The sequence below is a fragment of the Pseudomonas baetica genome, from assembly GCF_051216495.1.
In the GTDB taxonomy this organism is placed as follows: domain Bacteria; phylum Pseudomonadota; class Gammaproteobacteria; order Pseudomonadales; family Pseudomonadaceae; genus Aquipseudomonas; species Aquipseudomonas baetica_B.
The window spans coordinates 53,384-68,328 of sequence record NZ_JBPKAM010000002.1 but is presented as its reverse complement, the minus strand read 5'-3'; the positions used below and the strand labels follow the sequence as shown (position 1 = coordinate 68,328).

Genomic DNA, 14,945 nt, shown 5'->3' with positions numbered 1-14,945 from the left:
TTTGTGACGGTGGGCGAAGCTCATCCGGGCAACTCATTGGTTGTTTCGTACGGCTTCCCTTTTGACTGATTGGACATAAACGGCATGCATTCCAAAACCTCTAGGCGGACATTCGTTAAAGGCCTGGCCGCTGGTGGCATTCTTGGCGGCCTTGGTCTGTGGCGCACTCCTGTATGGGCAGTGACCAGTCCTGGTCTGCCGAGCGTTCTCACCGGCAACGAATTTGATCTGTTTATTGGTGAAACCCCTGTAAACATAACTGGCTCGCCGCGCACAGCCATGACCATCAATGGTTCGTTGCCCGGACCTTTGCTGCGCTGGCGCGAAGGCGATACGGTCACACTGCGTGTGAAAAATCGCCTGGACCAAGACACCTCAATCCATTGGCACGGGATCATCCTACCGGCCAACATGGACGGTGTACCTGGCTTGAGTTTCCATGGCATCGCACCCGATGGCATGTACGAGTACAAATTCAAGGTTCATCAGAACGGTACCTACTGGTATCACAGCCACTCGGGTTTACAGGAGCAGGCCGGTGTTTACGGGCCAATCGTTATCGACTCGAAAGAGCCTGAACCTTTTCAATACAACCGCGACTACGTGGTGATGTTGACTGACTGGACCGACGAAGATCCTAGTCGCGTCATGGCGAAGCTCAAGAAGCAATCTGACTACTACAACCATCACAAACGTACCGTTGGCGATTTCATCGACGATGTCAGCAAGGAAGGCTGGTCATCTGCCGTAGCCGACCGGAAGATGTGGGCTGAAATGAAAATGAACCCCACTGATCTCGCAGACGTCAGTGGGGATACTTATACCTACCTCATGAATGGCCAGGCGCCTAACGGTAACTGGACCGGTATTTTCAAACCGGGTGAGAAGCTACGCCTGCGCTTTATCAACGGCTCGGCGATGAGCTATTTCGACGTCCGCATTCCTGGCTTGAAAATGACCGTTGTGGCCGCCGACGGCCAACATGTCAAACCGGTGAGCGTCGACGAATTCCGCATCGCCGTGGCAGAAACGTATGACGTGATCGTAGAACCTGCCAGCGAAGAGGCTTACACAATCTTCGCCCAGTCCATGGATAGAACCGGTTATGCACGTGGAACCTTGGCAGTTCGCGAAGGATTAAAGGCACAGGTACCTGCGATTGATCCTCGGCCGCTTTTGACCATGGATGACATGGGTATGGGCGGTATGGCGGGCATGGACCATGGCAGCATGGCTGGTATGGGCGGCGGCGACATGTCAGGCATGGCTGGCATGGACCACAGCAAGATGGCCGGAATGGACCAAAGTAACATGACCGGGATGACCGGGATGACCGGCATGGACAGCGGTGACATGACTAACATGGCCGGTATGGACCACAGCAAGATGGCGGGCATGGACAAAGGCGACACGCCCAACATGGCCGGCATGGACCACAGCAAGATGGCGGGAATGGACAAAGGCGACATGTCCAACATGGCCGGCATGGACCACAGCAAGATGGCAGGCATGGGCGGCATGGGTGGCGAAATGCAGACTCACCCAGCCTCCGAAACCAATAACCCCTTGGTTGACATGCAAGCCATGAGCCCGACACCGAAGCTAAACGATCCTGGCATTGGCTTGCGGAACAATGGCCGTCGCGTGCTCACCTACTCAGATCTGAAAAGCACTTTCCAAGATCCTGACGGCCGCGAACCCAATCGCACCATTGAGCTGCATCTGACCGGTCACATGGAGAAGTTCTCGTGGTCATTCAATGGCATCAAATTCTCTGACGCCGAGCCGTTGCGCCTCAAGTATGGCGAGCGTCTGCGCATCACCCTGGTGAACGATACCATGATGACCCACCCCATCCACCTCCACGGCATGTGGAGCGACCTTGAGGATGAGAACGGCAAATTCATGGTGCGCAAACACACGATCGACATGCCGCCTGGAACCAAACGCAGCTACCGAGTCACTGCTGATGCCTTAGGTCGCTGGGCCTATCACTGCCACCTGCTATTCCATATGGAAATGGGCATGTTCCGTGAAGTACGGGTTGATGAGTAAAGGAGACGATCTGTGAGCACATACCTAAATCGTAAATCGCTGGTCGGCTGCCTCTTTGCCGTCGGCTTGATGGGTGGACTCTCGTCCGTGACGCTGGCAGTCGAAGATAGTAGTGATCACTCACCTGCTACTCCTGCGAAAGCAACGAGCAAGCCTGCAACTGCGACAAACGAGTCTAAGCCCGATCACGGGTCAATGGACCACAGCAAGATGAGCCATGAGTCGATGGATCATGACCAAAAAACCAAAAAGGCAGATTGAGATCATGACCAGGAAGTTTTTACGCCCAACGTTGATGGCACTGGCAGTTTCTACCAGTCCTGCTTTCTTTGTCGTGGCTCACGCCGCTGAAGAGATGGATCACTCCAAGATGGACCACGGCTCAATGGGAGCTATGGACCATAGCAAGATGGGGGCTATGGATCACAGCAAGATGAGTATGGATGACGGGAAAATGGACGGAATGGAAAGTATGGATGGAGGGGCGACTACCACCAGTCGAACCCCAGTCCCCGTACTTACCGACGCTGACCGTGCAGCCGCCTTTCCAGATGTCGCTGGTCATGGTGTCCACGACAAAAAACTCAACTCCTTCATGCTGCTGGATAAGTTCGAGTACCAGGATGCTGACAACGGTAGTGCATTGGCTTGGGATGCAAAAGGATGGATCGGCGGTGACGTTGATCGACTGTGGTTGCGCTCGGAAGGCGAACGTACCAATGGCGTAACGGAAAGCGCTGAACTCTCAGCACTTTGGGGGCACTCCATCGGTCCATGGTGGGATGTCGTCACCGGCGTACGACAAGACTTCAAGCCCGGGTCACCACAAACTTGGGGAGCGCTCGGTATTCAGGGCATGGCCCTCTATAACTTTGAAGCCGAAGCGACTGCCTACATCGGTGAGAACGGTCAAACCGCAGCTCGATTGGAAGGCGACTACGACATTCTGCTGACCAATCGCCTGATCTTGCAGCCGACGGCCGAAGCCAATTTTTACGGAAAAAATGATCCTCAACGCGGCATTGGGTCTGGATTGGCAAACACCGAAGTAGGGCTCCGATTGCGTTATGAGATTGTTCGCCAATTTGCCCCTTATATTGGTGTTAGCTGGAGCCGCTCCTACGGCAATACGGCAGACTTGGCCAGCGATGAAGGAGAGGATGCGAACGAGGCGCGATTTGTCGCCGGTATTCGGATGTGGTTTTGAGGGCCTGACATGAAAAGAACATTGAAAACATTGACTGCTGCCGGGGTGGTCGCCGCAATAGTAGGTGCCGGCGTGGTGTATTCTGGTGTGATCAATGTTGGGGCGGATGATCCGCATTTCGGCCCCGTTCACTCACTTCTTTCCACTGCTCGGGATCGCTCGATTGCTGTGCGCTCACGCGATATTAAAGTCCCCGACCTGAGCGAAGAAGCTCTCATCCGCGCAGGTGCTGGCAACTACAACGCTATGTGCATTGGTTGCCATCTGGCTCCAGGTATTGCAGGAACCGAATTAAGTAATAGCCTTTACCCTGCACCTCCGAATCTTTCAAAACTGGGCGTTGATGGAAACCCTTCCGCAGCTTTCTGGATCATCAAGCATGGAATCAAATCCACAGGCATGCCCGCTTGGGGTAAAAGCATGGCCGATCCCTACATATGGGGAATGGTCGCTTTTCTCCAACAGCTGCCTTCATTGGATGCAGAGCAATACAACGCTCTAGCAACCAGCAGCGGTGGTCATCAACACGGTGGCGGCGAGAGCAAAATGCATAACCATGAAGGCCAGCATGAGGGCCAAAAAGGGGCTGTCGCGGGGCATCATGATGCGGGTGCAGCCGAAGAGATAGCCGAAGCAGGCGACCATCATGGCGAGAGAAACAGCGCCCATGCCCATGAGGCGGCCGCAGCGCCTTCTCAGGATGAAAGTACCAAACACGCCCATCCTCAGGTTGTGGAGGCTTCACATGACGCTCCTGCAACTCCGGCCGTTCAGCCAAAAACTCATACCCACGCTGATGGGAAGGAGCATACCCATGCGAAATAACTTTCTTCGTCCCGGTCGGGCACTTCGCCTCGCTGCGTTCGCGGCTCTGTTTATCAGTTCAGTTGGTCATGCAGCAGAGTCGCTGACGATCGACGTCCATCGTGACGCTAACTGTGGATGCTGCAAGAAGTGGATCCAGCACCTTGAAGCTAACGGCTTCACCGTCGTTGATCATGTAGAAACCAACATGAGCGCGGTCAAGCAGGATCTCGGTGTTGCTCCACGACTCTCGTCCTGCCACACCGCAGTGATCAACGGAAAATTTGTTGAAGGCCACGTACCAGCTGAGCAAATAGTTGCCTTGAGCAAACGCGATGACCTTATTGGGATTGCTGTGCCGGGGATGCCGGCAGGCTCGCCTGGTATGGAGGCTGGTGGGAAGCAGGATGCGTATCAGGTCATCGGTCTGAGCAAAGCAGGTACTGACCAAGTGATCGCTGAGTACCCGGCAAACTAATCACAAAAGTTCATTACCCGAACGGTGGCAAAGCGGTCGAACCGGCGTCGGCAAAAATTCTCAACTATCCAGGTGCGCAAGCACGGTAAAGAAATTGGGAGTCGGCGCACGAATAGCCCATCATGGCCCAGCATCAATACGATGCCGCAGTCAGATGCCGAATGACTATACGTGTGCAGTCAGCACGGAAAAAAGTGGAAGTAGGCCGAGCTAGAGAATGAAAAGCTGGGTTACAGCAGAGACCGTGCGCTGGGCGGGTCATGCATGGGTTGACCCTGGTATCGGTGTCTTTTATGGCCGTGCCGGTCACCAAGAATGGCACCTCCATCAAGCACATCAGATCTCAGTTGGCCTCGACTCAACTGTATCGGTTCAAACCCCGATGGGTATTCAAACAGGGGGCGCCATCTTCATTCCGGCCGGTTTGAAACACCAACTGAGCGCCGGTCACGTTCTGTCGATCTATGTGGATGCGCTGTCCGAGGAAGCCCGCGCTCTGCGGGGTGCGGAAGAAGCGAGGGTGATTTGGATCACTCCGGCGGACGTAGCGCCGATAGTCGACGCACTGCACGAGCCAGGACACACTGATCTCCAGGTTAGGACCGGGGTGCGCCAGGCACTGCGACTGCCCGATCTCCCGCCCCCAGATCCTCGCTTGATCAAGGTCATTGAAGCGCTGAGCAGAGGCCAAATGGGACGCGAAGAGTTGGCCGCGGTGGTGCATCTATCCCCCACGCGGTTTTCTCATTGGTTCGTGGAGCAGACGGGGCTGCCGCTTCGCAGTTACGCGAGATGGTTACGTCTCACGCAAGCCCTGCAGCATTTGGCAAAAGGTGTACGGCTGACCGACGCGGCTCATGAGGCGGGCTTTTCAGACTCGGCTCATTTCTCCCGGACATTCCGGGCGCTACTGGGTATCGATCCGTCATCCGCCTTGGCAGATGTTCATCTCCAGGAGGTTTAGCTCTTTCGTTCAAGTCGAAAGCTCACCTCTTAACATATTGTGATGGTTCCATATCTAGGAGCTGAGCAATGCCTTCCTTTCTACGATTCGCCTTACGGTGGGTGAGCTATCCACTCGTGTTTGGCGGCTCTGCTGCCTTCATGATCTGGACGCTGTATACCGGCGTACCGTATTGGCCCACGACTCCCCTAGTTGCTGCAGTGGGACTTTTGATCATTGCTGGTTTGGAGCGCATCCAACCTTTCCGAGAAGCTTGGCTTGAGGATCATCACGACACCGCGACAGACCTGCTGCACATGTTGGTGAACCTTTCTGTCATTCAATTCACAGCTGGAGTCCTGGTCAAGCTTGGTGATGCGGTGCCAGCTTCGGTTCGTCTCTTTCCGATCGAGAGCCCGCTGTGGCTGCAGTTGCTACTAGTCATCGCCGTACTCGATCTGAGCCTATATGTCATGCACCGGATCAGTCACCGAGTGCATTGGCTGTGGCGTTTTCACATGCCACATCACAGCGCCGAGCGGTTGTATTGGATGAACGGGGAGCGACGACATCCGTTGCACGCGGTGCTTATGGCGAGTCCGGGGCTGGTGATCCTGTTCGCATCAGGCGCACCCTCCGCAGTTGTGGCCACTTGGTTTGGAGTTCTAACAGTGCACTTGGCCTTCCAGCATTCGAACCTGGACTACCGGGTGGGATGGTTGCGCTACATTATCGGTGTTGCCGAAATTCATCGCTGGCATCACAGACGCGACTTTGAAGACGCCCAGGTCAACTATGGTGAGTTTCTGATGGTGTGGGACCGAATATTTGGCACGTTCTATGACAGTCTGGGGAAACTAGGCCAAGCCGAGGTCGGATTGCATGGAAAGGATTACCCCAAAAATTACCTTGGACAGCTCATCGAACCCTTTGAGCATGGCCGTGTAAACAAAGGCTAGTGGGCTCCCTTACTTTGCAGCTACGGCAGCTACCGAGGCCACACTAATAGTAAAACCAATCAAACGTGATCCGAACGGTATTCTGTGAGCTTTAACTACTTCCATGCTCAGGGAGTCAGGCTTCGCTGTTTAGCGAGTCCTTGTTTCTAGGCAAGGAGACTCATGTTGACCTGCTGGGCTATCTGGCTGGTTCCTCCTGACAGATTCGTAATGGTTTATCCCTTTACCTGCGACTAAACTCCTTCGCATGAAACGCTATCTGCGGTGTTGCCTCATTTTCCTGATCAGCTTGGCGCTTCCCCTCAGCGGGATGGCGGGTATTCAGTCACCGATAGAACCTTGCCCGATGAAAACGACGGGCATGACCATGATGGCTGATATGAACCAGGACTGCTGCGTCGAGATGAGCAGCTCCTCCGACCATGGCAAACCCTGCAAACCTGGTCAGGAATGCAGGAGCGCCAGTCTGCTACAGGTGTCGTTTGGGAAACCTGCCACCCGTTTGTCCAGTCCTCAGATGCTGACAATCTTCAGCGACTCCCTGCCTACTCAGACCCCGTCCGGGGTGTGGCGACCGCCTCGCGCTTGATTCCTGTACCACACTGAGCCTCATCCTGCTCTGGCGCGGGATGGCATATCTGTGCGCATGTTTAGAGAGGCGCGCAGTGGATCATCACAGGAATCGTGAACATGAATTCCAAGTGCTACTGCACCGGTTGGCCCCTCGTGGCGGCCCTGGCGGCAAGCGTGCTGGCGTTGCCAAGTCTTGCTGCGCCCCTGACACTCGACGAAGCCTTACGCTTGGCTGAAAACAATGCACCATCACTGACCGCCCAAGCAGCCAAACTGCAAGCGGCCAGCAGCGCCGCCATTCCAGCCGGTGAACTACCCGACCCGAAGCTCCTACTGGGCGTACAAAACTATCCCATCGGCGGCCCTGACCGCTGGCGCCTCGAGCAGGACTTCATGACCATGCAGATGGTCGGCGTCATGCAGGAGGTACCCAACCGTGACAAGCGTAGGGCGCGCATTGAAGTTGCGGAAGCGTCAATAGATCGAGCCGCGGCCGAAAGCCGTGTCGAGCGCTTGAACGTTCGTCAGGCCACGGCATTAGCCTGGATCAGCAGCTACTCCGTCGAACGTAAAGAGGCGCTTTTTCAGGATTTTTACCGGGAGAACCGTCTATTGGCTGATACCGTCCGGGCGCAGATCGCCGGAGGCCGTGGTCAGCCTGCCGATGCAGTAACGCCGAAACAGGAGGCGGCTCAGTTGGCGGAACAACAAGACGACCTGATCCGTTTGCGGGCTCAAGCCAGAGCAGCTCTCAGACGCTGGATAGGTCCGGCCGCCAATGACCAGCCCGTCGGCAGCTTGCCCGAGTGGCCCATCGACGCTTCGGGTTACCCGCATAAGCTGCAACATCACCCCGCACTGGCGGCGTTCGTTCCAATGACTCGCGAAGCGCAGGCCAAGGTCCGTGAAGCCAAGGCGGAAAAGCAGTCCGACTGGAGTTGGGAGCTTGATTACCAGCGGCGCGGCCGTCAGTTCGGCGACATGGTCAGCGTGCAGTTCACGTTCGACCTGCCACTGTTCCCCGACTCCCGACAAAACCCGAAGATCGCCGCCAAACACGCCGAACTGAATCAGTTGGAGGCCGAGCGCGAGGCTCTCATACGTGAACATACCCAGCAACTGGAGGACGATTTGGCCGAGTACGAGCGTCTAAACCGTGCCATGCGCCGCAGCCAGGACAGTCTGCTACCCCTGGCCAAGGAAAAGGTGGCGCTGACCATGGCCAGCTACCGCGCCGGTAAAAGCGACTTGGCGGCGGTCATCGCGGCCCGACGGGAACTCATCGAGACCCGCCTCAAACAGATCGACTTCGAAGAACAGCGCGCCCTCACCAGTGCTCGCCTGTATTTTGCTTATGGGGACGCCAATCAATGAGCACTCGAATCTGGAAAGGGGCTTTGCTGACAGGCCTCTCGATTGCCTTGGGCGCTGCCGGCGGTTATTGGTTCGCTCAGCAGCGCATGAGTGCAATGCCTGAGACCACCTCCGAACAGGCCCCTAAAACGCAAGACGAACGCAAAGTACTGTATTGGTACGACCCGATGCAGCCGCAACAGAAATTCGATAAACCAGGCAAATCTCCCTTTATGGATATGGAGTTGAAGCCCCGCTACGCTGATGCTGCAGCGGACAGTGCGGCCATCAGTATTGACCCCAGCCTGACCCAGAATCTCGGCTTACGACTGGCCACAGTCACTCGCGGCGTGCTTGCTTCCAGCCTGGACGTGGTCGGTGTGCTGGCATTCGACGAGCGGGATGTTGCGGTGATTCAATCGCGTACTGCTGGCTTTGTGGAGCGGGTGTATGCCCGTGCTCCAGGCGATGTGCTCAAAGCCCATGCGGCTTTAGCCGATATCCTGGTCCCGGAGTGGGCCGCTGCTCAGGAAGAGTTTCTCGCACTCAAACGCAGTGGCGATGCCGACTTGCTGGCGGCAGCGCGCCAACGCTTGCGCTTGACCGGGATGCCCGCGACGTTGATTGCTCAAGTGGAGCGAAGCGGCAAGACCCAGCCGGTCCTGACGCTCACCAGCCCCATAAGCGGTGTGCTGCAAGAGTTGAATGTACGTTCGGGTATGACCGTGGCGGCCGGCGAGACTCTGGCTCGAGTCAATGGCTTGAGCAGCGTCTGGCTGGCAGTGGCCGTTCCAGAGTCGGAGACTGGATCGATCATCATGGGGCAAGCGGTCGAAGCACGTCTGCCAGCCTTTCCGGGCACAGTGCTTAAGGGCACGGTCAGTGCGATTTTGCCCGAAACCAATCCCGACAGCCGAACTGTACGTGTGCGGGTCGAACTGCCCAACCTGGATGGGCGACTCAGGCCGGGTATGACGGCCCAGGTGCACCTGAATCGTTCGACCGAACAAAGTGTGCTGTGGGTGCCGAGCGAGGCAATCATTCGCACCGGCCGACGCGTCTTGGTGATGCTCGCCGAAGACGCTGGTCGCTACCGCCCCATAGAAGTGCAACTCGGGCAGGAAAGCGAAGGCAAGACGGTGGTGTTAAAGGGGTTGGAAGAAGGCCAGCAGGTAGTCAGCTCTGGACAGTTTCTGCTCGACTCTGAGGCCAGTCTCAAGGGCATTGTTGCGAGCACGCTGGAAATGTCACCACCCAGCGCAGCAGCCTCCAGCTTTCATGAGGCGGATGGGAAGATCGTCGAGATCAATAACCAAGACGTAACAATTGCCCTTGGTCCGTTCAAGACGCTGGGCATGCCTGGTATGACCATGACCTTCCCATTGGCTGACCCTGCTCTCATTCAAGGTCTCAAGACTGGCGAGAAGGTTAGGGTCTCGGTTAGCCAAACCGATGATGGTTTGCGCGTTGAACACCTGGAAAAACTAGGGGGCCAGCCATGATCGCCGCCCTGATTCGCTGGTCAGTGGCAAATCGCTTTCTGGTGCTGCTGGCGACGATCTTCGTCACGGTCTGGGGCGTCTGGTCGGTTCAGAGCACGCCCATCGATGCATTGCCAGACCTTTCCGATGTTCAGGTGATTATCCGCACCCCTTATCCGGGACAAGCGCCGCAGATAGTTGAGAACCAGGTGACCTATCCGTTGGCCACCACCATGCTCTCGGTGCCGGGGGCTAAGACCGTACGCGGCTATTCCTTTTTCGGCGACAGCTTCGTGTACGTGTTGTTCGAAGACGGCACGGACTTATATTGGGCCCGCTCGCGGGTGCTGGAATACTTGAGTCAGGTCCAAAGCCGCCTACCGGCTTCCGCCAAACCGTCCTTGGGACCCGACGCCACAGGCGTGGGCTGGATCTATCAGTACGCACTGGTGGATCGCAGTGGCGGACACGACTTGGCGCAACTGCGCGCCTTGCAGGACTGGTTCCTCAAGTTCGAACTCAAGACCCTACCGAATGTTGCGGAAGTGGCCACCGTGGGCGGCATGGTCAAGCAGTATCAGGTGCAGCTCGACCCACTGAAACTGGCCAACCTAGGCATCACTCAAGCAGCGGTGACTGAGGCTATCGGCAAGGCCAATCAGGAAACCGGTGGTGCGTTACTGGAGATGGCGGAGACCGAGTTTATGGTGCGCGCTTCCGGTTACCTGAAGACGCTCAATGACTTTCGTTCGATTCCGCTCAAGCTCGGTGCCGGCGGGGTGCCGGTGACCCTCGGCGACGTGGCAACGATCCAGTTGGGCCCGGAGATGCGTCGTGGTATCACCGAGCTCGATGGCGAGGGTGAGACTGTGGGCGGCGTGGTTATTCTGCGTAGCGGCAAGAACGCTCGTGAGACCATTGCGGCGGTCAAGGCCAAACTGGACGACCTGAAAAGCAGCTTGCCGGCCGGGGTGGAAATCGTCACCACCTATGACCGCAGCAAACTGATCGATCGCGCCGTCGAAAACCTCAGCTACAAGCTACTCGAGGAGTTCATCGTCGTCGCGTTGGTCTGTGCAGTATTCCTCTGGCATCTGCGTTCATCCCTGGTGGCAATCATCTCCTTACCGGTGGGGGTGCTGATTGCCTTCATCGTTATGCGTTACCAAGGGATCAACGCCAACATCATGTCCTTGGGCGGGATCGCCATCGCCATCGGCGCCATGGTCGATGCCGCGGTGGTAATGATCGAGAACGCCCACAAGAAGATTGAGGCCTGGCATGTGGCCCATCCAGGGGAAGAGTTGAAGGGCGAACGTCACTGGCATGTGATAACCGAAGCGGCGGCGGAGGTGGGACCGGCGCTGTTCTTCTGCCTGCTGATCATCACTCTGTCGTTCATTCCAGTGTTCACCCTGGAGGCCCAAGAGGGTCGTCTATTTGGTCCATTGGCCTTCACCAAGACCTATGCCATGGCTGCGGCGGCAGGACTATCGGTAACTCTGGTGCCGGTGCTGATGGGCTACTGGATTCGTGGACGGATCCCCAAAGAGGACCGGAATCCTCTGAACCGCTGGTTGATCAGGATCTATCAACCGGCCCTGGATGCGGTGTTACATCGGCCCAAAGTCACCCTGTTGATCGCGTTATTGGTCTTCCTTAGCGCGTTGTGGCCGATCTCCCGTTTGGGTGGCGAATTCCTCCCTGCGCTGGACGAGGGCGATTTACTCTATATGCCTTCGGCTCTGCCGGGATTGTCGGCGCAGAAAGCAGCGCAGTTGCTGCAACAGACTGACCGTCTGATCAAGACGGTACCCGAAGTTGAACACGTCTTCGGTAAGGCCGGCCGCGCTGAAACTGCCACCGACCCCGCGCCGCTGGAGATGTTCGAGACCACTATCCAGTTCAAACCTCGCGAGCAATGGCGTCCTGGTATGACCCAGGAAAAATTGGTGGAAGAGCTGGATCGAGTGGTACGCGTCCCGGGCCTGACCAATATCTGGATACCACCGATCCGCAATCGCATCGACATGCTCGCTACCGGGATCAAGAGTCCGATCGGAGTGAAAATTGCCGGCAGCAACTTGACGGAGATCGATGCAGCCACGCAGGCCGTCCAGCGCGCGGCCAAGGACGTGCCCGGTGTCAGTTCGGCACTGGCCGAACGATTAACCGGTGGGCGTTACGTCGATGTGGATATCGACCGCAAAGCCGCTGCCCGCTACGGATTGAATATCGCTGATGTGCAGTCGATCGTGGCCGGTGCTATTGGCGGTGAAAACGTTGGCGAGACCATTGAAGGGCTCGCACGCTTCCCGATCAACGTACGTTATCCCCGTGAGTGGCGTGACTCGCTCGGCGCCCTGGAGCAATTACCAATCTACACCCCTTTGGGGAGTCAGATCACTCTTGGCACCGTGGCGAAGGTCAAAGTCAGTGAAGGCCCGCCGATGCTCAAGAGCGAAAATGCCCGACCTTCCGGATGGGTGTATATCGACGTGCGTGGCCGGGACATTGCTTCCGTGGTTGCCGATCTGCGTCGGGTTGTGAGTGAGCAGGTCAAGCTGCAGCCAGGCATGAGCCTGAGTTACTCGGGACAGTTCGAGTTTCTTGAACGAGCCAACGCACGGCTCAAACTGGTGGTGCCGGCCACGCTGCTGATCATTTTCGTACTGCTGTACCTGACGTTTGCCCGATTCGACGAGGCTTTGCTGATCATGGCCACCTTGCCGTTCGCCCTTACCGGTGGGGCGTGGTTCCTCTACCTGCTGGGATTCAACCTGTCAGTGGCTACTGGCGTCGGTTTCATTGCTCTGGCGGGTGTTTCTGCCGAATTCGGTGTGATCATGCTGCTCTACTTAAAAAACGCCTGGGCCGAGCGTGTAGAGGCCGGCGACAGTACTGAGCGTGGACTAATCGCAGCGATTAGCGAAGGAGCCGTGCAGCGTGTTAGACCCAAGGCCATGACAGTAGCCGTCATCATTGCTGGCCTGTTACCGATCCTATTGGGTAGCGGTACCGGTAGCGAAGTAATGAGCCGCATCGCCGCGCCCATGGTCGGTGGCATGGTTACCGCGCCCTTACTGTCCCTGTTTGTTATTCCGGCAGCTTACCGCTTGATGCGCCGCCGGCGCCTCGCTGTTGAATCTAAACTCTCGCAAGGAAGCGGACTATGAAGTAATCGTGTCCGTCACTGCTGCACGGCTCCTGGTTGCATGCGCAATATCATCCAGCGGTCTGGCTTTCTGATTGGACAGAGGACGACCCTTATAATCAATCCGGGATCGAACTCTATCGGCAATGCGCCAAAACACAGCTGATAGAGATCGACGCCGGAGGCTAATAAGCCCTTCTCGATGCGGATAGGTTGTAAGAACGAAGGCATATTTCTTCTTAGGCAAACCCGGAGGAATGTATGGAAATGTCGGGCTTGATCGATTTACTCGTTGGTAAAGGAAACAGCTTGATCGGCAGTGTTCTGAGATGCCGAAGCGGTGTCGTTTGTTGAGGCGCATTTTCCGGGCAAAGCGTATTGCCTGGTAGCTGACTGGACCGTGATCGATGTGTCCGTTTCCGACGAGCAAACCAAAATGCTTGCGCCATGATGCTACCTATAACCCGATCACCAGCAACGGTGCGTTGGGCGAAGTCACGCTCTTGAACGGCAGTGCCAAGCAGGTCTTGCCGCTGGCATCCTCCGGCGACAACGCGCTGTTGGCGGAAGGCTCTTACCAAGCCGCAGCAGGCAGCAAAGCTGTGCTCAAACTGACGTTTCCCGGCAAGTCGGCTGAGCTGTTTCGCTTCGTCTTACCGTGAGCAATAACTACTTTTTCCGTAGTGCTCAATGCCGAGTAGTTGATCATGATCAATGAGCGACTAGTTGCGGCGGCGCAGCATGGTAGGCAGGCGATTGCTCGCCGAACAACAGTCGCAATAGTCACTGTTTCGCTAAAAGGATCAGCGCTCATGTTCAAGTTCAAACTGCTTTTGGCTTCCAGTCTCGCTCTGGCTTTAAACGTAGCGCTGGCAGCACCAGTTGGCACCGTGTACACGGCCAATGAGCGCGACAGTTCGATCAGCCAAGTCAGGCTCGACACGGGTGTGGTCAAAACGCTGGCCCTGAATATTGCACCGCATAATTTACAAATAAGCGCCGATGGACGCTTGCTACTGGTGGTGGGCATGCCTACGCATGCTGAACATCAAACAGGAGCCATGAAGGCGGGTGAGTTGTTGGTGTTCAGCACTGCCACGCTAGATAAACCGGTCTTTAGCCTGCCGGCGGGGCAACATCCTGCCCACGTGGTGACTGACCTGAGCGGACAGCGGGCTTTCGTTAGCGACTCTGCCGCTAATCTGGTGCGGGTGTTTGACCTACAAGCACGCACTCAGCTCGGCACTGTCAAGACCGGTAGTTTCCCCCATGGTTTACGCCTGAGCCCGGATGGCAAGATGCTGTATGTCGCCAATATGCGCAGTGGCAGCGTCTCAGTAATCGATACCGCAACGCTGAAAGAAGCCACGCAAATTGCCGTTGGTAACGGCCCCGTGCAAGTCGGCTTCGCCCCAGATGGACAGCAGGCCTATGTGTCGCTGAGCGCGGAGAACAAGCTCGGAATCATCGATACGAAAACACAACGCTTGATAGGTAAAGTTGCCGTCGGCAGAACGCCGATTCAGATGTATGCCACGGCAGATGGTCGCCAGGTCTACGTAGCCAATCAGGGCAGCAGCAGTGAGCCGGATGACCGCGTCTCGGTGATTGACCCGCAGACCTTGAGCGTTGTCGCCACCCTGACCACCGGTAAGGGTGCTCACGGCGTGGCCATCAGCAGCGACGGCGCTTATGTATTTGTTAGCAATATCGAGGCCGGCACCTTCTCTGTGATCGACACGGCCAGTCGCACGGTGGTGGCCAGCCATAAAGTCGGGGCCGGCCCCAATGGCATTAGCTACCAAGTGCCCGAGTGAGCCGCAAACAACCGCTGGTTTGTGCTGCCGGGCTGCGGCAACCGAGTCTGACGGTCCAAAGACTTGTGTGAAAATCTCGAAGGCAGCAATTGGTCGCTCTCTGCCGGCCATGACCAAGAAA

Annotated in this window: 14 protein-coding genes; all 14 read left to right on the top strand. The window is 56.6% G+C overall.

The features are described 5' to 3' along the window. The first annotated feature begins 84 nt into the window (after window positions 1-84). The 14 genes from ACSFE6_RS02150 to ACSFE6_RS02085 all read left to right on the top strand — a co-directional run bounded on the left by ACSFE6_RS02150 (window position 85) and on the right by ACSFE6_RS02085 (window position 14,824). Entirely contained in the window at window positions 85-2,055 is a 1,971-nt protein-coding gene (locus ACSFE6_RS02150) for a copper resistance system multicopper oxidase (RefSeq protein ID WP_193901598.1), read from the top strand. A gap of 12 nt (window positions 2,056-2,067) precedes the next feature. Continuing rightward, on the top strand, window positions 2,068-2,316 hold the full coding sequence (locus ACSFE6_RS02145; protein WP_177346273.1) for a hypothetical protein: 249 nt from the start codon (window positions 2,068-2,070) through the stop codon (window positions 2,314-2,316). Next, complete coding sequence (locus ACSFE6_RS02140; protein ID WP_050683289.1) at window positions 2,288-3,262, top strand: copper resistance protein B; 975 nt, start codon at window positions 2,288-2,290, stop codon at window positions 3,260-3,262. Before ACSFE6_RS02145 ends, ACSFE6_RS02140 begins: the two co-directional genes overlap by 29 nt. A 9-nt stretch (window positions 3,263-3,271) precedes the next feature. Further along, window positions 3,272-4,087 carry a c-type cytochrome gene (locus tag ACSFE6_RS02135; protein ID WP_080370512.1) on the top strand — a complete coding sequence of 272 codons (816 nt, stop codon included), beginning with the start codon at window positions 3,272-3,274 and terminating at the stop codon, window positions 4,085-4,087. Beyond that, on the top strand, window positions 4,077-4,544 hold the full coding sequence (locus ACSFE6_RS02130) for a DUF411 domain-containing protein (RefSeq protein WP_052966109.1): 468 nt from the start codon (window positions 4,077-4,079) through the stop codon (window positions 4,542-4,544). Before ACSFE6_RS02135 ends, ACSFE6_RS02130 begins: the two co-directional genes overlap by 11 nt. Before the next feature lie 217 nt (window positions 4,545-4,761). Next, complete coding sequence (locus ACSFE6_RS02125) at window positions 4,762-5,508, top strand: helix-turn-helix transcriptional regulator (RefSeq protein ID WP_246500162.1); 747 nt, start codon at window positions 4,762-4,764, stop codon at window positions 5,506-5,508. Between the two features lie 68 nt (window positions 5,509-5,576). Next, complete coding sequence (locus ACSFE6_RS02120; RefSeq protein WP_193863592.1) at window positions 5,577-6,446, top strand: sterol desaturase family protein; 870 nt, start codon at window positions 5,577-5,579, stop codon at window positions 6,444-6,446. 247 nt (window positions 6,447-6,693) lie between these two features. After that, on the top strand, window positions 6,694-7,035 hold the full coding sequence (locus ACSFE6_RS02115; protein WP_090401472.1) for a hypothetical protein: 342 nt from the start codon (window positions 6,694-6,696) through the stop codon (window positions 7,033-7,035). A gap of 101 nt (window positions 7,036-7,136) precedes the next feature. Then, a complete protein-coding gene (locus ACSFE6_RS02110; RefSeq protein ID WP_172689356.1) occupies window positions 7,137-8,393 on the top strand; it encodes a TolC family protein in 1,257 nt (418 codons plus the stop codon). Continuing rightward, window positions 8,390-9,874, top strand: coding sequence for an efflux RND transporter periplasmic adaptor subunit (locus ACSFE6_RS02105; RefSeq protein WP_193863591.1), 1,485 nt, complete (start codon window positions 8,390-8,392; stop codon window positions 9,872-9,874). Before ACSFE6_RS02110 ends, ACSFE6_RS02105 begins: the two co-directional genes overlap by 4 nt. Further along, complete coding sequence (locus ACSFE6_RS02100; RefSeq protein ID WP_193863590.1) at window positions 9,871-13,029, top strand: efflux RND transporter permease subunit; 3,159 nt, start codon at window positions 9,871-9,873, stop codon at window positions 13,027-13,029. The genes ACSFE6_RS02105 and ACSFE6_RS02100 overlap by 4 nt, the downstream gene beginning before the upstream one ends. Before the next feature lie 318 nt (window positions 13,030-13,347). Further along, a complete protein-coding gene (locus tag ACSFE6_RS02095; protein ID WP_390620690.1) occupies window positions 13,348-13,458 on the top strand; it encodes a DUF6957 family protein in 111 nt (36 codons plus the stop codon). Further along, a complete protein-coding gene (locus ACSFE6_RS02090) occupies window positions 13,448-13,669 on the top strand; it encodes a hypothetical protein (protein ID WP_193863589.1) in 222 nt (73 codons plus the stop codon). Before ACSFE6_RS02095 ends, ACSFE6_RS02090 begins: the two co-directional genes overlap by 11 nt. Window positions 13,670-13,819: 150 nt before the next feature. Next, window positions 13,820-14,824, top strand: coding sequence for a cytochrome D1 domain-containing protein (locus ACSFE6_RS02085; RefSeq protein WP_435426062.1), 1,005 nt, complete (start codon window positions 13,820-13,822; stop codon window positions 14,822-14,824). Window positions 14,825-14,945: the final 121 nt, after the last annotated feature.

What these genes read in the sequence shown, in the direction of transcription:
- ACSFE6_RS02150 (WP_193901598.1), top strand. Translation starts at nt 85, where the DNA reads ATGCATTCCAAAACCTCTAGGCGGACATTCGTTAAAGGCCTGGCCGCT.
- ACSFE6_RS02140 (WP_050683289.1), top strand. Translation starts at nt 2,288, where the DNA reads ATGACCAAAAAACCAAAAAGGCAGATTGAGATCATGACCAGGAAGTTT.
- ACSFE6_RS02135 (WP_080370512.1), top strand. Translation starts at nt 3,272, where the DNA reads ATGAAAAGAACATTGAAAACATTGACTGCTGCCGGGGTGGTCGCCGCA.
- ACSFE6_RS02130 (WP_052966109.1), top strand. Translation starts at nt 4,077, where the DNA reads ATGCGAAATAACTTTCTTCGTCCCGGTCGGGCACTTCGCCTCGCTGCG.
- ACSFE6_RS02125 (WP_246500162.1), top strand. Translation starts at nt 4,762, where the DNA reads ATGAAAAGCTGGGTTACAGCAGAGACCGTGCGCTGGGCGGGTCATGCA.
- ACSFE6_RS02120 (WP_193863592.1), top strand. Translation starts at nt 5,577, where the DNA reads ATGCCTTCCTTTCTACGATTCGCCTTACGGTGGGTGAGCTATCCACTC.
- ACSFE6_RS02115 (WP_090401472.1), top strand. Translation starts at nt 6,694, where the DNA reads ATGAAACGCTATCTGCGGTGTTGCCTCATTTTCCTGATCAGCTTGGCG.
- ACSFE6_RS02110 (WP_172689356.1), top strand. Translation starts at nt 7,137, where the DNA reads ATGAATTCCAAGTGCTACTGCACCGGTTGGCCCCTCGTGGCGGCCCTG.
- ACSFE6_RS02105 (WP_193863591.1), top strand. Translation starts at nt 8,390, where the DNA reads ATGAGCACTCGAATCTGGAAAGGGGCTTTGCTGACAGGCCTCTCGATT.
- ACSFE6_RS02100 (WP_193863590.1), top strand. Translation starts at nt 9,871, where the DNA reads ATGATCGCCGCCCTGATTCGCTGGTCAGTGGCAAATCGCTTTCTGGTG.
- ACSFE6_RS02085 (WP_435426062.1), top strand. Translation starts at nt 13,820, where the DNA reads ATGTTCAAGTTCAAACTGCTTTTGGCTTCCAGTCTCGCTCTGGCTTTA.